Genomic DNA, 23,324 nt, shown 5'->3' with positions numbered 1-23,324 from the left:
CGTTGATTCCGATGAGGATGATCACGGTCGGCGCAGGGCCACTTTCGTGATTACTCGGCGGGGGTGGAGCAGGTCCATCGTCTGCGCGCCCAGGTCGACGACCGACCCGTCCCGCCAGCGCGCGAGAAGGGAGGCGGTGGTGTCGGTCACGCGCGCGGTGTACGCGGGGATCCGGGCGGGGTGGAAGGAGGGTTGGACCAGGGTACGCAGTCGTTTGTGCTCCGCGTGGGGGCAACTGGCCGGCCCGTTGCCGGTCACCTCGCGGGCCCGGTCCCACATCGGCCCGTGCTTGTCGAACGTGCGGGGATTGAGGAGCACGTGCCGGACCAGCGCCGGGTCGTACACCATGACCAGGCTGTGCGGCCCCAACCGCAGGCGGACCAGGGGACCGGTGTGGCGCAGGCTCGTGAGGAAACCGAGCGGGTCACGGACCAGGGGCAACAGATGCCCGATCACCGGAAGGGCACCGGGGGCCGTCGGAAGCGCCGCGACACTGTCGACCAGCATATTCGTTCGTCCTCGCCTGGGGCGTACCACTCCTGCACACGAGTAGTAGAGCCGCCGCCACGTCCCGCGGGGAGGGCATCACACGGGTGTGGACGTGGTCCACTCGTACGGCCCACTGCCGTGGACGGTCTCGTGCCGCCTCCGGCTCGACATCGTGTTCCGAAGCGGTCCTTGATCCACTGCACGGAGGGCAGCGACGCCACCCCTCGTACCGATGGTGGTCGACGGCCGCGAATATGGCGTGCCTCGATAACCTGATCCGCGCCTGTCGGCGAGGTTTGTTCGCCCTCCCCGAGTGAGCGATCACCCCGCCCTTGGCTTCGTCGCCGCGCGCTCGGGAAGGGCCGGAACCGGACCTGTTTCAGGTGCGTTTGAAGAATTCGACCTCGCCCAGGGCGATGGGTTGTTCGGCGACCGGGCCTGCTGCGGCACGGACGGTGAAGCGGACCGAGACCACATCGCTGACACCCATGCGTAACGTTTGTGGGCCGGGCCGGTCGTCGAGGGTCATCGTGCGGGTGGTCACGCGACCGTCCTTCGCGGTGATCGACAGGTCGAGCCGGGTGGGGCGAGCGCCGCGACGGAACTCCTCGGGCGCGGTGGAGCCGCCGGAGTGCACGACGACGCCGACCAAACGGAATGGCGTGGCGAAGGCACAGGTGAGGGAATCGCCGAGGGCGGGCGCCCCCCACCATTCGTTGGTGATTCCGTCGGTGGCCGCGCTCGCGGGGTGACCCGGTGCCTCGGCACTGGCGGTCACGGCGGTCGGGGTGACCTGGGACGCCTTGCCGAGTTTGTCCCGGGTGTCCTCGAAGAGCGAACGGGCGAACGGGACGAGGAAAAAGCCCGCGACGACGAGCGCGAGGACCACCAGCACGGTGATCAGGCGTCGCCACACCGCCCCCGAGCCGGTGCGTACCCGGCGTCGGAACGGCCAGATGGTGCGCCACCACGGCAGGGCGGGTGGGAGCGCGGTCGGGTGCAAGGGGGCGGCGCAACGGCGACAGAACCTGCGTTCCGGTCGGTTCGGGGTGCCGCAGACCGGGCACGGCGGGCCGTCTTGGGTGTCGTCGGTGGCGACCGGTCGTACGACGGGTCGTGGCGCCACCGGCTTCGCCGGTCGGACGGGCAGTACGGGTTCGGGCGCGGGCGGCTCCGGCGGTGTCGGGGGTGCGGGCGGGGCCGGCCGCACCGGTGCGGCCGAGTCGGGTGGCGAAGGCGCCTCCCTGCGTACGGGCTCGGGTACGGGCTCCCGGGCGGCCGGGTGGGTGCGGTGCGGGGGTGGTTGCGTCGGGCGCGGCGGTACGGGCGTGGGCGGGCCATCGGCGGTCGGCGGGGGTGAGGCGGGGTTCTCGGCCCTCGACGGCGCCGGCGGCGGGCCCGCGGCGACCGGCGCCGCCGGGTCCGCGGAGCCGTGTTCGGCCGCCGGCGGCGGGGTCGTGCCCTCGGTCGCCGGTCGTGCCGATGCCTCCGACCGCTCCGCCCCCTGGGGCTCGTCGACCCGCGCAGCGGGTCGATCCTGCGCCGGTTCCCGCGACCAGCCCAGGTACGACCCGCAGTTGCCGCAGAAGTCGTCGTCCTCCTCGTTGGCGACCCCGCACGTCGGACACGCGCGCATGGCGTCAGTCCCCTCTCTGGTCGGGCGGGCCGGGCAGGATCTCGACCCGGTGGGTCAGGTGCACGGGGCAGGAGGCCGCGACCACCTCGAGGACCCGTTCGCGGTCCACGTCCGGTGTGCGCACCGGCCACACCCGTACCAGGAGTTCCTCGGGACGGGTGCCGGGGAGCACGGAGTTCGGTTCGGACGACCACGCGGCGCCGCCCCCGTCCACGACGTCCGCACGCACGCCGCAGCACAACCACAGGAGTTCGATCAGTCCGCGATGGGTTCCGCGCCGGCGGTGCAGCTCGACCGCGCGCGCGACCACCGCTCGGCGCACCTCCTCGGGCCACGTCGGGGCCACGTCGACGCCGACCCAGCCGGCGAGCCAGTGCAGGAAATCCGCGGGTGCCAGCGCGGGGTCGAGGTAGGCGGCGAGGTTGTCCAGGGTGGCGAACACGGGTGCCAGGACGGTGTCCAGGCCCGCCGTGAAGCGCTGTGCCAGATCGTCGTCCGCGTAGAGCGCGGGCAGCAGTTCGCCGATCGGGTAGCGGGTGGGGAGGCCGGGTACTGCGGCTCTGGTCATGCGTCACCGTCGGGTTCGCGCGCGGTGACCACCACCTGGTGCCGGTAGGAGAACACCAGTGCGTTGCGGGCGACTTCGATCCGCTCGACCGCTCCGCCGCGACGTCCGGTGATCGGATCCGCCGGGAACAGGCGTACCTCCTCGACCAATCCGGCACCCACGCTTTGTTGGAGCACGGCGAAGAGCTCGCCGTATTGCACGGCCCTGCCGAACGGCCATCCGGTCGCGTCGAGTCCGCCGCGCAGCGGATCCAGCAGGTCGAACAGTGCGTCGAGGGCGTCCTCGCGCACCCGGTCCACCTCGCCGGGGCTCGCCGCGACCAGCCGGGCGACCACAGTGACGCCCTGGTACGCCGGTGGTTCCACGATCAGGCGGGTGCCCACCAGGCGTCGTTCGTCCAGCCGTTCGGTGATCGCGCCCAGGACTCGATTCGATGGGATCAGTTGCTCGAAGCGCAGCCGCTCGCCCTCGTCGGCCACCGCGTCGGGGACGACGAGCACGCGCACGGCGCCGGGTTCGTCGGCCGCGGCCGGCAGGCAGCGCACCCGGCGCACCGAGGGCGCGGCCTGGCGCGCGATGAACTCGTAGTCGCGGGCGGTGACCGCGCGTTCCTGCACACGCAGCATGTTCGGGGCCCGGGTCTTGGCGTTCTCCACCGTCTCGCCGTCGACCCCGCCGCGCGCCGCCTCGCGGTTGTCGACCTCGGCGATGTAGGGCACCGAGCTGCGCAGCACCCGGATCGTGCCGCGGGCGACGTTGCCGGCCGCGCCACCGCCGGTGCGATGTCGCGGGACGCGTAGGTGGGCCCCCTTCGCGGGCACCGCACCGTAGGTGCGCAGGCCCCCGTCCGGTTCGCGCACGGCCGGGGGGAAGGCGAACTCGCCGGTGGTGGCGTCGACGCGGACGTGTCGATCCTCGGGGCCGGACGCGCCGAAGTGCTCGACCGCCGTCCAGGTCCGCCAGCCCTCCGGTGAGGACTCCTGCACGACGGGTGCGGGGCCGTCGAGCAGCAGCGGTGGCCGGGCGACCGTGAAGCGCTGGCCGGGGACCCCCTCGGAAATGCCCAGTTGCACGTCCGAGACGGTCTCGGCGTGTTCGACGCCCATCGTGCCGCCGACGGTGAACACCTCCGCCTCGCGGATGGTCGGCGACTCGGAGTAGAACGGCTGGCCGGCCTCCGCCGGGACGACCCGACAGCGCAACCAGCCGGCCGGGGTGCCCGCGACCACCGACGTGGTGTGGCCGGCGGGCACGAACACGGTCACCTCGCCTGGGCGGTTCAGTCCGCCGGTGCTGTCGGTGCCGACCTCGCAGTCGAGCCAACGCGCCCCGTCCCACGCCTCCCACACCAGCGGCGGTTGCCTCGGGTCGACGCCCACGCCCTCGACTCTGCTGTCCAGGCGTACGGCGACGATGCACCGGGGAACGGCGGTGGGCAGGCCGAGCAGCATCGCGTCCCCCGGGGCGGGGCGGGCCTGGAAGACCGGGATGTCGCCGCCGGCGGCGAGCGCACCCGTCTGGTCGTGCAGGCCGCCCGAACTCGGGGCGGTGACCAGGCGGGTCAGCGAACTCGGCACGATCGACAGGTCCGCCGTGGTGGCGAACACCACGGCCTCCTGGGTCTCGCTGCCGCTGGTCGCCACCTCCGTGCCCGCCCGAAGACGCACGGTCTCGGGTTGCGGCGCGGACAACCAGAAATCCACGTCGGCGCCCGCCGCGGCCGGTGGGAACAGCGTGACGCCGAGCAGGTCGAGGAACGCCGTGTAGTTCTTCTCCGGCACCCGGTTCAGCCGATACAGCAACTGGTCGACCATGTAGGCGAAGGTCTCGATCAGGGTGACGCCCGGGTCCGAGACGTTGTGGTCGGTCCATTCGGGCGCGCGTTGTTGCACGTATCGTTTGGCCTCGTCGACGAGTTGCTGGAAGCGCCGATCGTCGAGGTTGGGGGAGGGCAGCGCCATCAGTTCACTCCTGGGTCCGGGCGTCCGGCGAGCCCTCCGAGGACGGGATCGTGTAGAAGGGGAAGACCAGATTGCGGACGTCGTTGGTGGAGCGCACCGTGTAGCGCACGTCGATGTACAGGACACCCTCGTCGACCGTGTCGAACGCGATCACCACATCGTCCACCTCGATCCGCGGCTCCCAGCGTTCCAGCGAGACCCGGGTCTCGTGGGCGATGCGCCCGGCGGTGGCGCCGTCGGCGGGCGCGAAGACGTAGTCGTGGATGCCGCAGCCGAACTCCGGCCGCATCGGCCGCTCTCCCGGCGCGGTGCCCAGGACCAGGCGGATCGCCTCCTCGATCTCCCGATCGCGCTCGACCATGCCGATGCCGCCGGTGGGGCTCACCCGCAGCGGGAATCCCCAGCCGCGGCCGATGAAACGTCCGCTCACAAGGGACCTCCGATCAGGACGTTCGGCGCGCCGAGGAGGATCTGCGCGCCACACGAGGTCTGGTCGCGCATGCGGGCCGCGGGCAGGCCGCCGATCAGCACGATCCCGCTCGTCGCGGCGGCCGGGGAGGGCATCACCACGTTGGCCGGGCCGAGGTAGGCGTGCGCCGGGCATACGTGCAGGCTGCCGGTGACGGCGGCGGGCTTGCCGCCGATGAGCACGGTGGCGACGGCCGCCGCGGCGCCCGGGGGTGGGGTACCCAGGACGCCGCCGTGGGCGGTGGGATCGCCGGTGCGGGCTGCGGGGGGCATCGTCGGTGCTCCTTGGCCGGGATGGGGTTCGGGTGTGTGGCGCCGGTGCGCGGTTCAGTTGATCCGGATGAGTTTGGCCTTGAGGACGCCGAGCAGGCCGCCGTCGACGGTGACGTTCGCCGTGCCGTTGATGTTCACCGAGCGGCCGTTGATGGTGACCGCGCCGGTACCGGCGTCGAGGGTGATTCCGGTCGGAGTGAGCGTCACGGAACTGCTCGCCCGCCCCCCGGACGGGCCGTACACGGTGAGTTCGATACTGTTCGCCCGCTCGTTCAGGCGCACCTCCAGGCGCCGGTTGCCACTGGCCAGTCGTACGCCGGAGGCCCCGCGAGCGGTATCCAGGAGTTCCAGCCGATTGCCCGAACGCGACACCAGCGAACGGCGGTTGACCTTTCCGCTCGTGCGGTCGATCAGCGGTACGTCGTGCCGCGAGGGTTTGTCGACCCCGTTGTACAGGCCGCCGAGCACGTACGGGCAGTCCAGCAGGCCCTGTTCGAACCCGACCAGCACCTCGTCGTTGACCTCGGGACTGAACACGCCACCGCCGCCCCGGCCGCCCCACTGCACGGTCCGTACCCAGTCGGTGACGTAAGTGTCGTCGAGCCAGGGGAACTTCAGCCGGACCGCGCCGCGTTGCGCGCCGCCCTCCTCACGCACGTCGGTGACGACGCCGATCGCCAGACCCGGCATACGCGGACCGCGCGAGGGAGCGTTGGCCCCGGCGGTCAGACCGGACAACGAGCGGTCGGACGTCGCGCTGACCACGACGGTGGTGCGGTAACCGCGGATCGGTTCCAGGACGTGGTGCGTGGCGGTGGCCGTGTAGCGCCCGGAGAACGCGGGGCCGACGTTGCCCAGGGTGACCGGTTCGCCGGCGCGCAGTTTGGGATTGCCCTCGGCGACCGCCTCGATCTCCCCGAAGCCGGAACTCACCTCGGCCGCCACCGCACCGGCCACCGCCCTGGTCTCGGCCTGGGTGCGATAGGGGGTGTCCGCGATGGTGGTCCGGGGGGACTTGCCGAACACCTTCTGCGCCAGGCTCGGGTTCATCCCCGGCACGACCGTGGTGCTCCGCACCGACGGGACCCTGGCCGTCAACGGGGCCTTGGTGGTGACGTTCCAGCCGCGCACCTCGACGTCGGCCGCCGCGTCCGCGCCGGTCAGCACGGCCCGCAGGGCCAACAGATTGGCACCGTATTCGAGGACCACGGGACTCTGCGCCGCCCGGGTCGAGGGCGGAGGCGCGGTCGAGGCGGGCTTGGGCTTGACGAATTGCAGCAGGCCCTTGTCGTCGATGCGGACCTGGGCGCCGCTCTCGGCGGCGAGGTAGCGCAGAAACTCCCAGTCCGAGACGTTGGCCTGGGTCAGCTGCTTGTGCATGATCGGCGCCGCCTCGATCCGGCCGCAGGCCAGTCCGGCGCCCGCGGCGACCTTGCGGACGATGTCCGCGGTCCGCATGTTGCGGAACGCGACCACCTTGCGCCCGCGTTGCAGGCGGTGCGCCCTGGACGTCGCCCGGATCACGGTGAACGAGCCGGTGGTGTCCGAATCCAGTTCGAGAGCGGTCACCTCGCCGGTGAACAGACGTTCGCGCACCCGGTCCCGCACCGTGACCACCGAGATCTTCACCGGAGTTCCGATGCCGATCCCGGTGGCCGTGAGCAGCTGGTGGTCCGGGTCCCGATACGTCAGCATCGCGGTGTCGGGCAGGCCGACGTGCTCGTCGACCTCGCAGCCGACCAACTGCGCCACCCACGCCGGTGGCAGTTCGCCGGGGGCCTCGACGATCGGATCGGCCGCGAACGACCTGCCTACGGGGGTCATTCGGACTCCTTTCGGGCCGGCTCTCCCGCGGCGGGCACGATCAGTTCCGTGCCGGGAGCCAGTGTCATCGGATCGTCGATGTCGTTGGCCTCCGCGATCGCGCGCCACAGACCGGCGTCGCCGTACTCCTGCCAGGCCAGCAGCGCCAGACTGTCGCCCGCCACCACGCGATGGGTGCGACGGGCGTCGGGTGAGCCCGAGGTCGGATTCTGCCCGGCCGGAGCGGAACCGGCCTCCTCGATGGACAACGAACAGGTGGCCCGCAATGGCTTCCCGTCGACGTCGAACAGCGTGTAGGACACGGAGAAGTTGTTCAGTACGCCGTCGAACGACGTGGTCTTCGCGGTGCCCCAGTCGAACCGTACCCACGGGCTGGCGGGTTTCTTGGCGGCCAGGCTGGCGGGTGTCGGCACGCACGCCAGCATCAGTTGCTCGACGGCCTTCTCCACCGAGTTGTCGTGGGTGGCCGTCGCGTCGAGGAAGACGTCCAGGGACAACGAGCGGGGCCCGCTGCCGACGAATTCCGGCAGCGAGGACTGCTCCGCCATCCGGGAGGGCGATCGCCGCCACTCGGTGCTCTTGGTCAGCGACAACTGCGCCGGATTGAACTGCAACGTGATGCGGGCGATGCGGCCGCCCGGCCGGGCACCCACCGTCGCGGGCGGCTCCATGATGGTCAACTGGGCGCGGGCCCGGCTGGTACGACCGACCGGTGACACGTTGTTCCTCCCTTCGGGTGCGTGGCGGAAACATGGGACGGGGCGGGGTCGCGACGCGGGCGGCGCGGTGGTCGATCAGGACGGGCGTAGACCCTCGTGCGCGATCTCCAGCGACTCGACGGCAGCCTGGGAGTTCGCCGGGTCGAAGGACGGGCCCTGCCAGCGCACCGGCACGATGCCCAGTACCTGCCAGCTGATGATGCGTTCGAGGTCCGGTTTCAGCGCCACGATCTCGCCGTCCTTGGGTTCGACGCGCTGGATGATCTCGTTCAGCCAGCGGGCGATCTTGGTGGTGTCCGCAGTCACCGGACGGGTGAGGGTGATGTTGGACCAGGTGATGCGGCCCGGCAGTTGCCAGGCGAAGCCGTTGTTGCCGCCTTCGGCGTACTGCTCCATCTCCACCTCGGCCCCCAGACCCGAGCAGGTGTGGAAGGCCCCCAGGTCGTTGCCTCCGATGACGAGCTTGAAGAACACGCTCGTCGCGAAGATGTTGTCCGCCATGCGTTCGTCTCCATGCCTTTCCTCGTGCCGCGCGCGGTCAGCGTCGGCCGTCGTACGGTCGCCCGGAGCGTTCGCGACCTCGGCGCAGGTCGGCGCGCAGGAGTCGGCTCACCGGCTCGATCAGGCGGCGGGCCAGGTCCTCGATGTCGGGCGTGGTCGCCGGCTTCGTCGCGGATGTCGCTTCCGGGGTGGACCGGTTGCCGGTCGTGCCGGTGCCTCCGGTGGTGGACGGGGACGGGGACCGGGCGGGGACGGCGGTCACCGGGACGCCGGTGATGCCCGACACGGCGGCGGCGCGCCGGGCGAGGGACGGAGTCCTCTGGACGACGGCGGTGTCCGGGAGCGACGGCGGTGTATCGGCGGGCCGGACCTCGGGCGGGGCTGCGGTGGGTCGGCGGGCGCGTACCGGCGGGGGGTGCGGGTCCGCGCCGGAGTACACGGCCGGGCCGGTCTCGGGAGGTCGGACGATGTCGGCGGTCACGGGCAGCGGCGACGGAAGCGTCGGCACCCCCGCGCCACCGGAGCGGGGCGAGCCCGGCGGGTGGGGGCGGACGACGGGGACGGGGAGTGGGGGACGGGCGGAGGGGGTGGCCGCCCGGTGCGGCCCGGGCGGCTGCTCGGCGGTGGGCGGCACCGAAGGGGTCGAACCCGCTTGTACTCGGCGGGTGTTGCCGGTGCGTTGCACCGTAGGCGTAGGCGTGGGTGCTGCGGAGGGGCGGAGGCCGTTTGCGTCGGCGACGAGTGCGGGCCCGCGGTCGATGGAGCCGGCGGGGGCGGTCGGGGATGCCGGGGGAGTCGGGAACATCGCACCGAGGGGGGTGGACGGGGTGACCGGGGCCGGGCGGGACCGATTCGGCAGAAAACGCCGAGGCGGTTCGGGCCCGATCCGGGCCTTGCGCATCTTCCCGCGTCGACGCGCCGACACGACCTCGGGACCGGGCGTCGGGTTCTCGCGTCGGCGCGCCGGAGCCTCGGGGTTGGGCACCGCGTTCGCCCCGCCGTCCACGCGTGCCCGTGTCGTGCGCCGCACCGGTGTTTGTGTGGGAATCGCCGGTGCCGGAGCGGTTGGCGCCGGTACGGGGTCGTCGTTGCGCCGCCATGTGGCCGAGACCACCGGTCGATGCGACCCGGTGGTCGGGATCGGAGCCGAAAACCCTTCGCCGCTACCGGTGTTGATGACCAGGGCCCGGGCCGGAAGCAGCGGCAGGGAGCGCCGAGCGATGCGCGTCGGGGTGTCGCGGTGGGTGCCGGATCCGGACGTCGGTGCGGAACGGCCGGTGGCGCCGATGCGCCGGGCGACCGCCGTGGGTGGCCCTGACGCCGTCGCCCATGAGGTGCCGGCCGACCCGGTGCGCGCGGTGGCGTCGCCGGCTTGCCGGAACGGGCCGCGTTCGGGAGCCACGTGCGGTTCGCGACCACCGGGGCTTGTCCGTGGCGGCTCCGCGACGCGTTGCACGGCAGGGAGCCCCGGGGTGGACGGCCCGGACTCCGAGCGTGTTTCGGTGCCGCGCACGGGCATGGGGAGCATCACGCTCGACGGAGCGGGAGACGAGATCGGAGCCGGGGCCGGCGCGGGAATGGGGTGGGCACCGATGTGCGATTCCCGCGTGGCCGAGGAGCCTCGGTCACCCCCGATGTTCGTCGGACTCTGCGCGTGTCGGCCGCCGCCGAGTACGGGTGCCGTTCCCTCGGTGGCGGAGACGGCCGTGGGCGGAAGCCCGGTGAGCGGGGCGCCGATTCCGATGCGGTGGTGTGATCGGGACGGCGATGCGTCGCGGCCGGGAAAGCGCGGGACCGCCGACGGACGAGCCGAGGAGGTATCCGCGCCGGCCTCGCCTCGGGTGCGATCGGGCGCCGCCGGCGAGGTCGACGGAGCGTGCGGCTTCGCTGCCGCGGGCTGTGGGGCGGACCGAGGCGGCTCCGGTAGGGTCGGCCGCGCCACTCGGGAGTGTCGCACCGGCTCGGGCGCGTCGGTCGGGAAGGGCGTGGGTACGTCGGAGCCGGTGCGGCGTTGCACGATGGGCAGGGCGCCCCCATCCGCCCTCGGTACCCCCGAGCCGGTTTCGCCTGCTTCGCCCCTCGGCATGAACAGCCGTGCACCCTCCGGGAGTTCGCGGCGTGGGTGACCGAGCGCGGGGCGTACCGTCGGAGGCCGTTCGGTGTCGGAGGCGTCCGTCGGGTGGTTCGCCCCGTGCCGGGCCTCGCGGTCGGCCGGGGAGGTGGCCGCGGTGTCCGGCGCGGTGTCCCGGAAGACGGGTGTGCGGCTCCCGGCGGCTTGCGTCGTGTCGGGCCCCGTCGACTCCACGGCGGGGGCGGGTGGGCGGATCGCCGCCACCCGACGCAGGATCATCGCCGGGCGCCGCGCCACGACCAGCGACGGCCGCACCCGCCGCGGACGTACGGCGGCCACCTCGGCGACCTCGCCACGCGCGGGAACATCGGCGGGCGGCTGGACACTTCCCGTGCCGCCGTCCGCCCCGGTGCCCGAACCGCCACCACCCATGATCGAGGCGTTCCCGGATCGTGGCGATACGGACGTCGCGTCCCGGGCAGTCGTCCCGGCCCCGGGAGCCTCCGAACGCTGCACGGTTGTGCCCGAACGGCGCGGCCCACGCTCGGCGTTGTGCCCGGGCGCTGCCCCGTCCCCCGGCTCCCGCACCCCGTCCGGCTCCGCTTCCGCCTCCGGCCGGACGACCCGCAGCAGCAGCGGCCCACCCCGGGACTCGGTCCGCGACGGCATCGCCGGACGGGCCACGCCGTGGATGAGACCCACCGGAGCCGAGGGCAACACCGCGTGACCGAGTTCGCCGCCGAGCGCCGGGTTCTGCCAGGACGCGAGTCCGGACCGAAAACGGAGCCCGTCGCTCACGGCGATCGACGACCGGGCCACGGTCGTCTCCGGCGCCGCGGTTCGTCGCCAACCACCGTCCCAGTCGGGACCGTCCCGGTCATCGCCATGGCGATCTCCGCCGTCACGGTGTCCGCTCGCCGATCCCTCCGCCGAGGCCCGTGACTCCTGCTCGGGCGTGGGTCGTTCGTCGGGTCCGCCACCGCGCCCCTCGCCGGCGACGCCCCCGCTCTTGGGCCCCCGTCGGTTCCGGCGCAGCCGGTCGCTCCACACCACGTGATCACCCGCCTTCGTTGACGCGGGTGTTGATCCGCGCGATCTCCCGTACCCACTCGACCCGCTCACCGTGGGTGAGGTCGAGGATGTCCTCGCGTTGCCAGTGGAAGTGGTAGGCGATGTACGCGATCTCCTCCCGCAATCGAGGAAGCGCGTACGTCACGATTCCCCCAGGCGCCCACCCGAGAGATCGACCTCGAAGGAGCCGTGACACAGCGGACAGGTGACCGCCGCGTGGGTGTGTCCCTCGCTGTTGATCCGCCGGTAGAAGTCCTGGAGAAAGGCCACGTCGGTGGCGTACATGCGCTCGACCACACCGGCGTGCACGTCGGTGACGGTGCCCAGCCGGGTGATCACCTGACTCAGCAGCACCACGCTCAGGTACGCCGGGTTCTCCTTGACCCGCAGGTCGATCTGCGGGCGCAGCTCGTCGCGGGCGGTGGCCAGCCGCATCGAACCCCGTCGATGCAGGGTGCCCTCGTCGTCGACGTAGCCGCGCGGCAACTCGAACTCGAACTCGGTGCGCAGTTCGTGCCGATCCCGTTCCGCGGACGTCGCCGACACCGTGGACGCCGGCGCCGCGTCCCGGCCGTCGGTCGGGTCCGGCGCGGGGGGTGCGCCGACGTCGAACGGATCGCCCGGACCGCCGGCGGTGACCGTTCTGCGCCTCATTCGACCACGATCTCCTCGAAGGTGATGGTCACGGTCTCGGTGGCGGCGCTGGATTCGCCGGCCTTGAGGGAGGGGCCCTCCCACTTGCTGGCCCAGCCCTGCATGAGCTGGATGCGCCGGACCGTCTCTCCCGTCGAGTCCTTGATCTCGATGGTGAGGTTCTGCCGCGCGGTGTCCACGGCTCCCTTGTTCAGCGTTTCCTTGATCCAGGTGGTGAATTCGCTGCTCTTGTCGAGACCTCGGGTGATGGTCACCTCGCCGGCCTGCCGGGCGCCGGGTTGTTTGCGGATGATCTGTTTGCCCTCCGCGGTCACCTGGCGGACCTCGACGACCTCCTCCTCGACGGTCATGCCGCTGATTTCCTGGATGGACTCCACCAGATATCCGCCCAGTTGCACGCCGAAGACGTGGGTGGAAAGAGCGTCGCCCTCTGCCATGGCCGTGTGTCACCTTTCCGTTGGGGTGGTGGTGTGCGGGTCACTCGTCGACGAGGCTGGTGCTGTCGGAGAACTGGGCGAGGCGGAAGATGACGAACTCGGCCGGTTTCACGGGCGCGACACCGATCTCGCAGACCACGCGGCCCAGATCGATCGACTCCGGCGGGTTGTTCTGCCGATCGCACCTGACGTAGAAGGCCTCCTCCGCGGTGCGGCCGAACAACGCGCCTCGGCGCCACTCCTCGGTCAGGAACGCGGTGACGTTGCGCCGGATGCTCGACCACAGGCGGTCGTCGTTGGGCTCGAACACCACCCACTGGGTGCCCAGCAGGATGGACTCCTCCAGGTAGTTGAAAAGGCGGCGCACGTTGAGATAGCGCCACGCGGGATCGGAGGAGAGGGTGCGCGCCCCCCAGATGCGGATGCCGCGTCCGGGGAAGGCCCGCACACAGTTGACGCCGATCGGGTTGAGCAGGTCCTGCTCGCCCTTGCTGAGCCGGATCTCCAGGTCGACCGCACCCCGGATGACCTCGTTGGCGGGAGCCTTGTGCACGCCGCGCTCCCCGTCGCTGCGCGCCCATACCCCGGCGACGTGGCCGCTGGGCGGCACCATGGTGTTGCGACCGGTGGCGGGGTCGAACACCTTGATCCAGGGGTAGTACACGCTCGCGTAGCGCGAGTCGTACCCGGCGTCGTCGTTGCGCCAGGTGCGCACCCGTTGTGCGTTCATGCCCGGTGGTGTGTCCAGCACGGCCACCCGGTCGCCCATCTGCTCGCAGTGCGAGATCACCGCCAGCTGCACGGTCTTGACGCCCTCGGCGTCCAGGTCGCCGCGCCGGTGGGCGCTCATCAGGTCGGGGACGGCGACCATGGTGATCTCGTCGATCGCCTCCAGGCCGGCGAATCCGGTGCGGGCCGCGGAGTCGCCGACGTACTCGCCCGCGTCCAGCCGGGCCACGGTGGTGTTCGACGTCGGCGCGGGGGCGTCCGCGAGGGTGACGGTGCCGCGCTCGGGGCGGGTCTGCGCGCTGCCCGACTGTTCGGTGACCTCGATCAGCTCGGATTCCCGGACCTGGTTGAGCAGGTAGCCCCGGATGCTCTTGCGGGTGGACGCCTCGTAGGTCTCCACGACCGTCCCGTCCCGGCGGACCAGCAGTTTGAAGCGGTCCTCGGGCGGGTTCTCGCCGTCGGGGTCGGCGACCTCGACGGAGATGCCGGTGCCGGCTCCCGGCCGGGCCGCGATCAGGAACCCACCGACGGGGGTGGCGGGCGCGACCGGCGTGGGATCCTGCCGCGATCCGCCCGCGTCGTCCGAGTCCTCGGCGCTGCCGCCGATCCGGACGACGTACGCGGTGCCGCCGCCGTTGGCGAAGTAGCCGTAGACGGCGTGGGACAGGTACGTGCCCTCGGTGAAGCCGCCGAAGACCTGGACGTACTGGTCCCAGTTCGTCACCAGGGTCGGCCGGTGGAAGGGGCCGGACTCGGCGAAGCCGACGAAGGCGGCCACCGCGGTCCCGACGCCTTCGATGGGCCGCGCGCCGGACTGCACCTCCTCCACGTAAACGCCCGGGGTGAGGTACGTCGGCATACTCGCTCCTTCGGCTGGCCCACTGCTCGGTCGAAGCCGAGTCTTGCCCGCGCGGTCCCGGCCGACGTAGGCCCCAAGGTCCCCCACCCGGGGCAACGACGCTGCCTTCGAGGGCACTTCACCGGGCATGCGACGCGCGGGCACGGTACCGGGGACCGGGTACGGACAGGCAGCGCACGTTCAGGGGCGCGGACGGCCGCCGGTGGCGGGCGGACGGTCGTCGTCGAGCGCGCTCGGGCGTGCGCCATCGGGCCGTTCTCGGCCCAACCACGGGCCGAACTCGCTTTCCAGGACCAGCCGTCCGAGTTTGCGATACTCCTGAAGGATCGCCGAGACGACCTGTGCCATCGTCAACGGTCGACCCGACTCCGCCGCCAGATAGGCCGCGGTCACGGCACACGCCCGGATCGAACCCCCCGCCAACTCGAAGCGCCGGGCGCAGAATTCCAGGTCGAGGTCCGACCCGCGGGGCAACTCCGTGCCCAGACAGCGATCCCACAGGGCAAGCCGTTGGCGCTCGTCGGGCATCGGGAACTCCGCGATCACGTCCAGCCGTCGGGTGAACGCCTCGTCCAGGTTGGCCCGCAGGTTGGTGGTGAGCACGGCGATCCCGTCGAAGGACTCCATGCGCTGCAACAGGTAGGCCGATTCGATGTTCGCGTGGCGATCGTGGGCGTCCTTGACCTGCGAACGTTTCCCGAAGACGGCGTCGGCCTCGTCGAACAGCAGAATGCCGTTGACGTCGGCGGCCTCGACGAAGATGCGTTCCAGGTTCTTCTCGGTCTCCCCGATGTACTTGTCCACCACGGTGGACAGGTCCACCACGTACAGGTCCATCCCCAGCGAGGCGGCCAACACCTCGGCCGACATCGTCTTGCCGGTGCCGGACTCGCCGGCGAACAGCGCGATCACGCCGCGTCCCCGGCCGCCGCCCGGCCGCATCCTCCACTGCCCGAGCACTCGGTCGCGATGGCGCGCACGCAGCGCGAGTTCGCCCAGCGCACGCCGGGTCGGCTCCGGCAGGACCAGGTCCGTCCAGCCGACCGCGGGTTCCACGCGGCGGGCCAGGCGTTCCAGTCCGGCACCGTTCTGCGCGCGCACCGCGACGCGAAGGTCGTCCGCGCGCAGCGGGCGTCTCTCCACTTCGGCCATGCGGACGGCGACGTCGGCGGCCTTGCGGACCTGGTCCGCGCTCAACCGGTACGACGCCACCGCCTCGGTGAGTTCGGCCGCCGGCAGGTCCGCCATGTCGACGCGAGCGGTGGATCCGGCGTGGGCGAGTGCCCACGACCATTCCCGCGCCCGTTGCGCGGGGGCCGGCGAGGGCACGGTGAACAGCAACGGACTCTCCCGCGACCACAGCGGATCCCAACCCTCGGTCCCGAACACGAACAACGGTACGCCGCCGCACGCCGCACACAACTCGCGAAGAAGCCGGGCCTGTTCGGGGCGTTGCGGGGCCATCGCCTCCAGCGGGCCCACCACGATCCCGGCACCGCCGAGGCGGGCTTCCATCGCCAGGACGCGGGTGAGCGGACCCGGCGCCGGACTCGCCGTCAGCGCGGCAACGTCCACCACCACCGGGCGCAGGCCGGCGGACGCCAACGCGTCGATCGCCGGCCGGAGCGGGTCGCCGCCCCGGTCCAGCAGATACACCAGCGCGTTCGCGGCCTGTGCCGCCCGGACCAGCAGCGGCGCCGCCTCCGTCTCGGGCTCGCGCCCGCCCTCCACCACGCGCGCCACGCCCAGGAGCCGGGCGTCGATCCCGTCGTCGCCGAGCAGGTGCGCGGTCACCCGGTCGGGAACGCGCAACACGCGGGACAGCAAAGGCGATTCGGACTCCGCGAACTCCAGCAGACCGCCGGCGACGAGCGGCGCGGCGGGCGCGAGCCGGAACCGACCGGCGCCGGCGGACGGTTGCCCGCACAGTTCCAGGGCCAGACCGACGGTCGGGCGCCGCCGGGTGAGGTCGTCGTTGAGGTAGCCGTACAGGCGCTCGAAACGGGCGTCGACGTCCGGTGCCATGGCCACCAGCAGCAGTTCCACGTCCAGCGGCAACAGGGCGAAGTCCGCGGCGAGTCGGCCGAGCCGGCCGCCGGCAGGTGACGGCGTCGGGCCGTCGCGGTTCGCGGTGGGCAGGAAAGCCGACGGGGACTCCAGGATACGTTCGACCGCCTCGGGGGTCAGGTATTGCCCCCGGTAGGGATCGTCCGGATCCGGGTCGACGGCGTGGCGTGCGGCGACGGCGCGGCGCACCCGCTCCTCGACGCGGGCCAGCCGCTCCCACAACTCGCGCGACCCGTCCCCGTCCCCGTCCCCGTCGATGTCCGGTCGGGTGCGCAGATCGTGGGTCATCCGGGACCACCGGCGATACCGCCGCGTCCTCCGGTGCGCCGGCGTCGGGCCGCCGGCGGCGGCCGGTCGCGTGGGGAGGTGAAGCCGTCGGGACCCGGGCCGGTAGTGTCCGCATAGCGCAGTCGGCGCCCGGGTTCCGGTGCGGTGCCTCCGGAGCCCCCCGTGTCCCGGGCCGGCGCGGAGTCGGGCACGGTGCGTACCACCAGCCCATCGGTGACCGGTGGGCCCGCCGCGGTGCGGTCGCCGGCCAGCGGGGCACGCACGCGCAGGTCGATGGACGCCTTGAGTTCACCGCCCAGCGCGGACCACAGGTCCGAGGCCGAGGGTCCACCCCCGCCGGGGCCGGCCGCCTCGATGTCGACGGCGAGGCCGAGTTCGGCGAGCGAGCCGGTGTGCAGGCGGGCCGGCAGCACGTCCGATCGGATCAGGCAGCGCAGCACCTCGGAGAGCAGGCGGTGCTCGTCCTGGGGTCGGTTGGTCCAGGCCGTGATCAGGTAGGTCAGTTCGAACCAACGCGGCAACGCCCGCCACGCCACGACCACGCCGTCGTCGTCGTGTTCCTCGGTCGCGCCGGTGCGCCGACGGCCGACGTCCTCCCGGATGTCGTACAGGAAGACGCTGATCGTGGGGGCGTTGCGCCGCGCCGCCCAGTCGCTGGTGGGGGCGTCGAAGACGAGGTCGACGCCGTTGTCCGACAACCCCGCGTCCACCAACAACAGCCGCAGGGCCTCGTCGACTTCGTGGATCATCGGCGGGACACCTCGTCGGGCGGACCGATGTTGCCGGAGACCACGAGGAAGGGGGTGGTGACCGGGCCGAAACCGGGGCCGGACGCGGTGATCGTGCGCGGCCCGATGGCGTCCTTGACCAGGATGAGCAACTGCGTGATGAAGCGGAAGTCGCTTCCGGCCGCCGCCGGAGCCGCCGCCGCGGTGATGCCGGGCGTCCAGGTCAGCCGTACGGGTGCGCCGGGCGGGAAGTCCACACCGCGCACGGAGGTGACGAAGCCCGGTTTGCCCACGGCGGGTACGGCCACGATGCGCGGTTGCAGGATGTCGAGCGGGACGCGGGCCGCGTTGTCGGTGGGGTCGGCGTCGGTACCGGTGGTGGTCAGCGCGCCGTCGACGGTGGTGTGCAGTGCCCTGTCCGGTGCCAGTACGACCCGGAGCACCAGGGAGGCGCCCGGTGCCAGGTCGCCCAGCGCGCACACCCCGCCGCGGCAGCCCGCGGGTGCCGGACCGGCCGGGATCTCGGCGGGCAGGCCGAGTCTCAGGCGCAGTCCGGTGGCCAGGGCGTTGCGTCCGTTGCGCACCGTGTAGGTCACCACGACCCGGCCGCCGACGAAGCCGGGGTTCGGCTGTGCCACGACGGTCAGCGCGGGGCCGGCGGGAGGCGGGGGCGGTGGCGAGGCCGGCGGTGGGTTCGGCGGGATGGTGGGCGGAGGAGTCGAGGCCGGAGGCGAGGTGGGCGGGGGTGAACTCGCGGGTGGTGTACTCGCCGGCGGTGAGGTGGGTGGTTTCGACGTGGGCGGCGTGACGGGGACGACCGGAACGACGGTGCGAGCCGCGTTGTCCCCGGGGTTGGGGTCGACGACGGCTCCGCCGACGGACCAGCCGACCGCCTGATCGCCCTTGGTCACCGCGATCAGCCGCGCGGTGACCGAGACCGCCGCGCCGGGCGGCACTACGCCCAACTCGCATTGCGGTGATCCGGCCGCGCACGATCCGGCGGAGCCGGTCAGCGAGTCCAGGCGGACCCCGGGCGGGGCGGCGACGGTGAAGACGGTGCCCGGCGAGGCGGCCGGGCCGCGGTTGGTGACGGTGACGGTCACCGTGACCGGGGAGCCCACCTCGACGGGTGTCGTGGTGGTCGGCGCGGTGAGCGTGAGGTCGACCGACTGCTGGTAGCCGGGCTCCTTCTGCCGGCCCGGCAACCCCTGGGCGAACGGGGTCAGCACGCCGGAGGCCAGGTCCAGGGTGGACAGGCCCTCCGGGGAATTCGGTGCCACCGTGCGGCGCGAGGTGAGCAGGAGGCGGCTCGCGTCCGGGGACCACGCGACGTCGCGGGGCTGGAACGGGCCGGTGGCCGTGGTGTCCGGGAGGTCGCGCCGGCACGCCCCGGGGTCGTTGCGCAGCCCGGCCGGCAGGACGACCCGGCAGCCGTCGCCCGTCGGGGAGGCGACCAGCACACCCGTGCGTTCGTTGACCCGACCGCCGCCGTCCTTGCGGTTGAACGCGAGCGAGCGACCGTCCGGAGAGAAGGCGGGACTGTCGTCGATGACCTGGCAACTGCCCGGACAGATCGTGCCGCTCACGTCCCGCTGGCGGTCGAGGGCGTTCACCGGAACGGTCCAGATGTGCTTGTTGCCACCGCCGCCGTCGATCACCGCGGTGCGGGTGAACGCGATCGTGGTGCCGTCCGAGGACCAGGTCGGCTGCGCGTCGGAGCCCGTCCCCTGCCCGGCGGGTGGCTCGATCCGGGAGACGATCGCGCCGGTGGCGACATCGGCCACCAGGATCCGGCCCGGGCCCGATGCCGACCCGACGCCGCCGGGGGAGGTACGGGTGAACGCGAGACGCGTGCCGTCGGGGGAGAAGGTGGGATCGGTGTCCCAGTCGTTCGGGCCGCGTCCGGCCAACGGCAGCGCGGCGGCGTTCGCGCCGTCCGCGTCGGCGAGCCAGACGCGCTCCACGCGCCTGTCCCCGATGTTCTCGAACCGGGTCACCACGATGCGTCTGCCGTCCGGCGTGTAGTTCTGCCGCTCCGTCCACGGGTCGTAGCCCGGCCTCGGGACGAACAGCGGGTCTCGCGCCGGATCGGTGTTAATGTCCGCCTCGGGATCCTCGGTGAGGATGGGCAGTCCCAGGTCACGCGGATCGGAGCCGTCCGGCCGGGCGTCCTGGAGGGTCGCCACGTGCGACGCGGGGGCGGTCGTTCGGGTGACGACGACACTCCCTCCGTTGAGCGGGCCGAGCCAGGTCGGCGAGTCGACCGCGCGATTCTCCTTCAGCACCGGTTCCGGGACGGCGTCCGGACGCGACTCGACGCGGTAGACATTGGCGAACGGGTTGCACCCGCAGGTCAGATCGGGGCTGAGGAAGAGCAGACCGTCGCCGCCCGGCAACCACTCCGCCGACTCGGTACGCCAGTCGGCCGGGCCGCCGGCGAGCAGCGGCCGATCTCCGCCCCTGCCGTCCGTCAGCCACAGGCGTGGCCCGGTCGTGGGCCCGGTGTCCAGGGTGAAGGCGACCAGGTCGCGGTGGGCGGTGTCGTCCACCCTATTCCAGGACGGTTCGCTCGCGTCGCCGGCGGGAGCGTGACTGATCCGCGTCTCCGGGCCGCCGGCCACGGCGCGGACCAGGATCTGGCGCCCCGACGCGGGATCGGCGTTGCTGGAGTAGGCGATGCGCGAGCCGTCCGGGGAGAAGGTCGGGGAGGTCTCGTCGGCGGGGGAGTCGGTGAGTCGGCGCAGCCCGGCCCCGTCGGCGCCGACCAGCCACAGGTCGTGCCGGACGGCTCCGCCGGGGCCGGGCTCGGCCGCGTCGAACACCACGGACCGTCCGTCCGGGGCGAGTTCGGGGTGCGCGGCATCGAGGCCGCTGGTCAGTCTGCGGATCGCGCCGCCGGCGTCGCGCAGATAGACCTGCGGCCGGGGTTCGTCGCGCAGGCTCGTGAAGACCAAAAGATCGCCGCGCGCCGAGGACTGCCGGTCGAAGTGCGCGGGTCCGGGGCCGAACAGCGGATCGCTGGACTCGGGGCCCGACACCCGTCCCAGACTGCGGTGTTCGGTGCCGGCGAAGGTGATCCGTCCCATGCCGGGGGCGGCGGGATCGTCGCCGGGTCCGGCCGCCGGGGCCCTGGTCGCGGGCGCGGAGGCGGGTACCAGCACCGCCGCCGACGCGGCGCCCAACACCACGAGCGCGACCGTCAACGCCACCACGCCGCTCGGCCCGCCCCGCCGACCGGACCCGCCGCCGACCGGGCCAACGCTGCCGATCACGCCTCACCTCACAGTCGGCCGAGAGTGGCCTCCAGGGGCCGTACGGCCAGCCTTTCGGCGGTAGGGGCGCCGGGACAGGCCGGGAGTACCCCAGGCCGGGGAACCGCCGCTGCCCTCCCGGGCCGCGGCGCACCCGCCCCGACACCGGCGCCGACGGGGTGGGTGCGCCGCGACGGGCTCAGATCAGGCCCTGGCGCATGGCGTAGCCGACGGCGTGGGCACGGTTGCGCAGTTGCAATCGGGTCGCGACGTCGTGCAGGACGTTCTTGACGGTGCGTTCGGAGTAGGAGGTCTCGCGGGCGATCTCGGCGGTGTCCAAGCCCTCCGAGACCAGGCGCAACATTTCGGCCTCTCGGGCCGTCAGGGTGGACAGTGTCAGGCCCCGAGGGTCGAGCACGGTGCGCTGGAGACTCCCGACGTAATCCAGGAGTTTCCCGAGCAGATCGCCGGGCAGAACCCCTTCGCCGTTCGCCATGGCCGTCACCAGGTGCACGAGCCGGTCCTGGTCGGCGTCGGCGCGGCGCAGCACGGCGGCCACGCCGCATTCGATCATCGTCTGTAACGCGTTCGCCTCGAATACGCCGACGACCAGCCCGGTGCGGGTGGTGGTGTTGCGTTGCAGCCGGCGCAACAACCGCACGGTGGTTTCGTCGAGCATGTCGACCACGACTATGGAGGTCTGTGCCCGGTCCGCCTCGGCTTCCGCGATCAGCTCTATCTCCGGGCGTTGGCGCAGCTGTTGTACGACGCCGGTGTGCAGGATCAGGTCCTCGGCGTACACGGCCACCGAGACGCGACGGGGCGCGGCCGGAGTCGGGCCGGCGGGCGTGGCCGTCGAGGTGATCGTCGCGGTCGTCGTCGTCGTCGACGTCGTGGTCGGGCGGCGCGGTCGTCGAGAGGTCGGGGGTTCGGACGTCGTGGCCTGGGATGTCATCGTTCGGTGTCCGTTCGTTCGAGTACTGCCACCGGAAGGGACTTGGGGCCTTCGTCTTCGTGTCCGTCAGGAACCGCGGGCCCGGGCGGGATACGACCCGGCGACCCGGCCGTGCGCGCGGGGGGCAGCGCCGTTGCCCGTGCGTTGCCCTCCCGTCTCTGCGGCGGACGCGGCTCGGCCGGCTAGTTTCGGATCGTGACCACACCTGCCGAACTCGAAATCCCGCCGGTGACGGTGACGCCCGGTGGCGTAGCGACGACGACCCTGACCGTGCGCAACGACAGCGACATCGTCGAGGCGTACACACTGGAGGTGGTCGGCGAGTGCGCCGCGTGGAGCACCGTCGAGCCGGCTCGTGTCTCGTTGTACCCGGGCACCTCCGAGGAAGTGACGATCCGACTCGCGCCACCCCGGTCGTTCGAGGTGCGTGCCGGGGAGACGCCGCTGGCCGTCCGCGTGTTGCCGGCGGAGCATCCCGAGGCGGTGGTGGTGCCGGAGACCACCGTGATCGTCGAGGCGTTTCGAGAACCACGCGCCGACATGGAACCGAGGCGCAGGCGCGGCTGGCTCGGGGCCCGCTACCGGGTGGCGGTGCGAAACCTCGGGAACACACCCGTCGACGTCGTGTTCGCGGGCAGCCAAGCCGGGGAGGAACTGCGACTCACCTTCACGCCGGTGCGACGGCGCCTGGTGCCGGGCGAGTCCGCCGACGCGGGACTGCGCGTGCGAACCCGGAAGTTGATCTGGTTCGGCGCACCGACGACCTGGCCGTTCGAGGCCGCGGTCGACACTCTCGTGCCTGTCGTGCCTGTCGTGCCTGTCGTGCCTGTCGTGCCTGTCAACGCGGGCGACGGTGCCGGAGCCGACGCGAGCGCACGAACGGGCGTGGTCGCCGACGCCGGCACGGTCCCGGCACCCGCCGAAGTGGGCGGTTCGGCCGTGGCCGTCGCGAGCGTCCTCCCGGAGCAACCGCTCGGCCAACCCGTGGCCCTGCCGGGCGAGTTCGTGCAGCTCCCGGTGTTGCCGAAGTGGCTGCTGATCCTGTTGGCGGCGCTGCTGGCCCTGCTCATCGCCTGGTTCGCGCTGGTCCGGCCGTCGGTGCGCAGCACCGCGAAGCAGGCCGGAACCAAGGCCGCCGAGAAGGAAGTGGCCCGCGACGCCGGGAAACAACAGGACGCGCTCGGAACGGCGGGCCCCACCACCGGGCAGACCGGTGGCCGCGGTACCGGTGCCGGCGAGTCGGCGGCTCCCGCCGCCGGCGGGTCCAAGCCCGGCGGTTCCGGGGGTGGAACGGGCACCGGGGGCGGTGGCGGAGGGCAGAGTTCGGCCACGATCGACGTACAGACGGGCGGCGGCAGCGAGCAGGCGGGTACATACCGCGTCCCGGACAAGAGCGTGTTCGCCATCACCGACCTCGTGGTGTCGAACTTCCAGGGCGACGAGGGCCTGGTGACGATCTCCTTCGGCGAACAGAAGATCACCACGATCGCCTTGGAGACCTTCCGCAATCAGGACTACCACTGGGTCACCCCCATCCAGATTCCCGCGAACGGCACTGTCACGGCGTCCGTGACCTGCGCCAAACCCGGCACCCCCGCCACCGGGCAGCAGGCTGCCGGGTGCCATGAAGTCCTCAACGTCAGTGGTGTGCTCGGTAGAACCGATTAGAACCGGTTTGTAAACATGTGCACGCCGGACGTGATCGACCTTGAACGACCCGACGTCGGGGGGAGGGTTCCCCAGGGAAGGTCGAAGGTATGCCTCGGAACGGTGGG

Annotated in this window: 19 protein-coding genes; 1 reads left to right on the top strand and 18 read right to left on the bottom strand. The window is 72.3% G+C overall.

Annotated features, from left to right (window positions below; translation table 11 throughout):
- Positions 1-21 precede the first annotated feature (21 nt).
- The 18 genes from ACMXN5_RS03880 to ACMXN5_RS03795 all read right to left on the bottom strand — a co-directional run bounded on the left by ACMXN5_RS03880 (position 22) and on the right by ACMXN5_RS03795 (position 21,549).
- The gene (locus ACMXN5_RS03880) at positions 22-507 is read right to left on the bottom strand and encodes a cytochrome P450 (protein WP_439673995.1); all 486 of its coding nucleotides are present in this window, start codon (positions 505-507) and stop codon (positions 22-24) included.
- A 361-nt stretch (positions 508-868) separates the two neighbouring features.
- On the bottom strand, positions 869-1,492 hold the full coding sequence (locus ACMXN5_RS03875) for an NADase-type glycan-binding domain-containing protein (protein ID WP_439673994.1): 624 nt from the start codon (positions 1,490-1,492) through the stop codon (positions 869-871).
- 637 nt (positions 1,493-2,129) lie between these two features.
- Complete coding sequence (locus tag ACMXN5_RS03870) at positions 2,130-2,693, bottom strand: phage tail protein I (RefSeq protein WP_439673993.1); 564 nt, start codon at positions 2,691-2,693, stop codon at positions 2,130-2,132.
- Positions 2,690-4,654, bottom strand: a complete 1,965-nt coding sequence (locus tag ACMXN5_RS03865) for a putative baseplate assembly protein (protein WP_439673992.1) — start codon at positions 4,652-4,654, stop codon at positions 2,690-2,692. Before ACMXN5_RS03865 ends, ACMXN5_RS03870 begins: the two co-directional genes overlap by 4 nt.
- Before the next feature lie 4 nt (positions 4,655-4,658).
- Positions 4,659-5,084: a GPW/gp25 family protein gene (locus tag ACMXN5_RS03860; protein WP_439673991.1), complete on the bottom strand. Its 426-nt coding sequence runs from the start codon at positions 5,082-5,084 to the stop codon at positions 4,659-4,661.
- Positions 5,081-5,395 carry a PAAR domain-containing protein gene (locus ACMXN5_RS03855; RefSeq protein ID WP_126639692.1) on the bottom strand — a complete coding sequence of 105 codons (315 nt, stop codon included), beginning with the start codon at positions 5,393-5,395 and terminating at the stop codon, positions 5,081-5,083. Before ACMXN5_RS03855 ends, ACMXN5_RS03860 begins: the two co-directional genes overlap by 4 nt.
- A 54-nt stretch (positions 5,396-5,449) precedes the next feature.
- The gene (locus tag ACMXN5_RS03850) at positions 5,450-7,219 is read right to left on the bottom strand and encodes a VgrG-related protein (RefSeq protein ID WP_439673990.1); all 1,770 of its coding nucleotides are present in this window, start codon (positions 7,217-7,219) and stop codon (positions 5,450-5,452) included.
- On the bottom strand, positions 7,216-7,938 hold the full coding sequence (locus ACMXN5_RS03845; protein ID WP_439673989.1) for a CIS tube protein: 723 nt from the start codon (positions 7,936-7,938) through the stop codon (positions 7,216-7,218). Before ACMXN5_RS03845 ends, ACMXN5_RS03850 begins: the two co-directional genes overlap by 4 nt.
- 75 nt (positions 7,939-8,013) lie before the next feature.
- Positions 8,014-8,439 (bottom strand): phage tail protein, encoded by a 426-nt coding sequence (locus ACMXN5_RS03840; RefSeq protein WP_439673988.1) that lies wholly within the window; start codon positions 8,437-8,439, stop codon positions 8,014-8,016.
- A gap of 37 nt (positions 8,440-8,476) precedes the next feature.
- Positions 8,477-8,947 (bottom strand): hypothetical protein, encoded by a 471-nt coding sequence (locus tag ACMXN5_RS03835; protein WP_439673987.1) that lies wholly within the window; start codon positions 8,945-8,947, stop codon positions 8,477-8,479.
- 2,620 nt (positions 8,948-11,567) lie between these two features.
- The gene (locus ACMXN5_RS03830) at positions 11,568-11,726 is read right to left on the bottom strand and encodes a DUF6760 family protein (RefSeq protein ID WP_170222246.1); all 159 of its coding nucleotides are present in this window, start codon (positions 11,724-11,726) and stop codon (positions 11,568-11,570) included.
- Complete coding sequence (locus ACMXN5_RS03825; protein ID WP_439673986.1) at positions 11,723-12,235, bottom strand: hypothetical protein; 513 nt, start codon at positions 12,233-12,235, stop codon at positions 11,723-11,725. The genes ACMXN5_RS03830 and ACMXN5_RS03825 overlap by 4 nt, the downstream gene beginning before the upstream one ends.
- Positions 12,232-12,672 (bottom strand): phage tail protein, encoded by a 441-nt coding sequence (locus tag ACMXN5_RS03820; RefSeq protein ID WP_126639687.1) that lies wholly within the window; start codon positions 12,670-12,672, stop codon positions 12,232-12,234. Before ACMXN5_RS03820 ends, ACMXN5_RS03825 begins: the two co-directional genes overlap by 4 nt.
- A gap of 40 nt (positions 12,673-12,712) precedes the next feature.
- Positions 12,713-14,260, bottom strand: coding sequence for a phage tail sheath family protein (locus tag ACMXN5_RS03815; protein ID WP_439673985.1), 1,548 nt, complete (start codon positions 14,258-14,260; stop codon positions 12,713-12,715).
- Positions 14,261-14,440: 180 nt separating this feature from the next.
- Positions 14,441-16,615 (bottom strand): ATP-binding protein, encoded by a 2,175-nt coding sequence (locus ACMXN5_RS03810; protein WP_439673984.1) that lies wholly within the window; start codon positions 16,613-16,615, stop codon positions 14,441-14,443.
- Positions 16,612-17,364 carry a DUF4255 domain-containing protein gene (locus ACMXN5_RS03805; RefSeq protein ID WP_439673983.1) on the bottom strand — a complete coding sequence of 251 codons (753 nt, stop codon included), beginning with the start codon at positions 17,362-17,364 and terminating at the stop codon, positions 16,612-16,614. The genes ACMXN5_RS03810 and ACMXN5_RS03805 overlap by 4 nt, the downstream gene beginning before the upstream one ends.
- Positions 17,361-20,615 carry a hypothetical protein gene (locus tag ACMXN5_RS03800; RefSeq protein WP_439673982.1) on the bottom strand — a complete coding sequence of 1,085 codons (3,255 nt, stop codon included), beginning with the start codon at positions 20,613-20,615 and terminating at the stop codon, positions 17,361-17,363. The genes ACMXN5_RS03805 and ACMXN5_RS03800 overlap by 4 nt, the downstream gene beginning before the upstream one ends.
- A gap of 178 nt (positions 20,616-20,793) precedes the next feature.
- Complete coding sequence (locus ACMXN5_RS03795) at positions 20,794-21,549, bottom strand: helix-turn-helix transcriptional regulator (protein WP_439673981.1); 756 nt, start codon at positions 21,547-21,549, stop codon at positions 20,794-20,796.
- A gap of 195 nt (positions 21,550-21,744) precedes the next feature.
- On the opposite strand from ACMXN5_RS03795, the gene ACMXN5_RS03790 reads away from it, so the two are divergent.
- Positions 21,745-23,217: a COG1470 family protein gene (locus ACMXN5_RS03790; protein WP_439673980.1), complete on the top strand. Its 1,473-nt coding sequence runs from the start codon at positions 21,745-21,747 to the stop codon at positions 23,215-23,217.
- Positions 23,218-23,324 lie beyond the last annotated feature (107 nt).

Origin of the sequence: Embleya australiensis (assembly GCF_051903075.1) — a bacterium.
Lineage (GTDB): Bacteria > Actinomycetota > Actinomycetes > Streptomycetales > Streptomycetaceae > Embleya.
The sequence above is the reverse complement of the archived record's forward strand: the minus strand, read 5'-3'. Positions and strand labels throughout refer to the sequence as shown.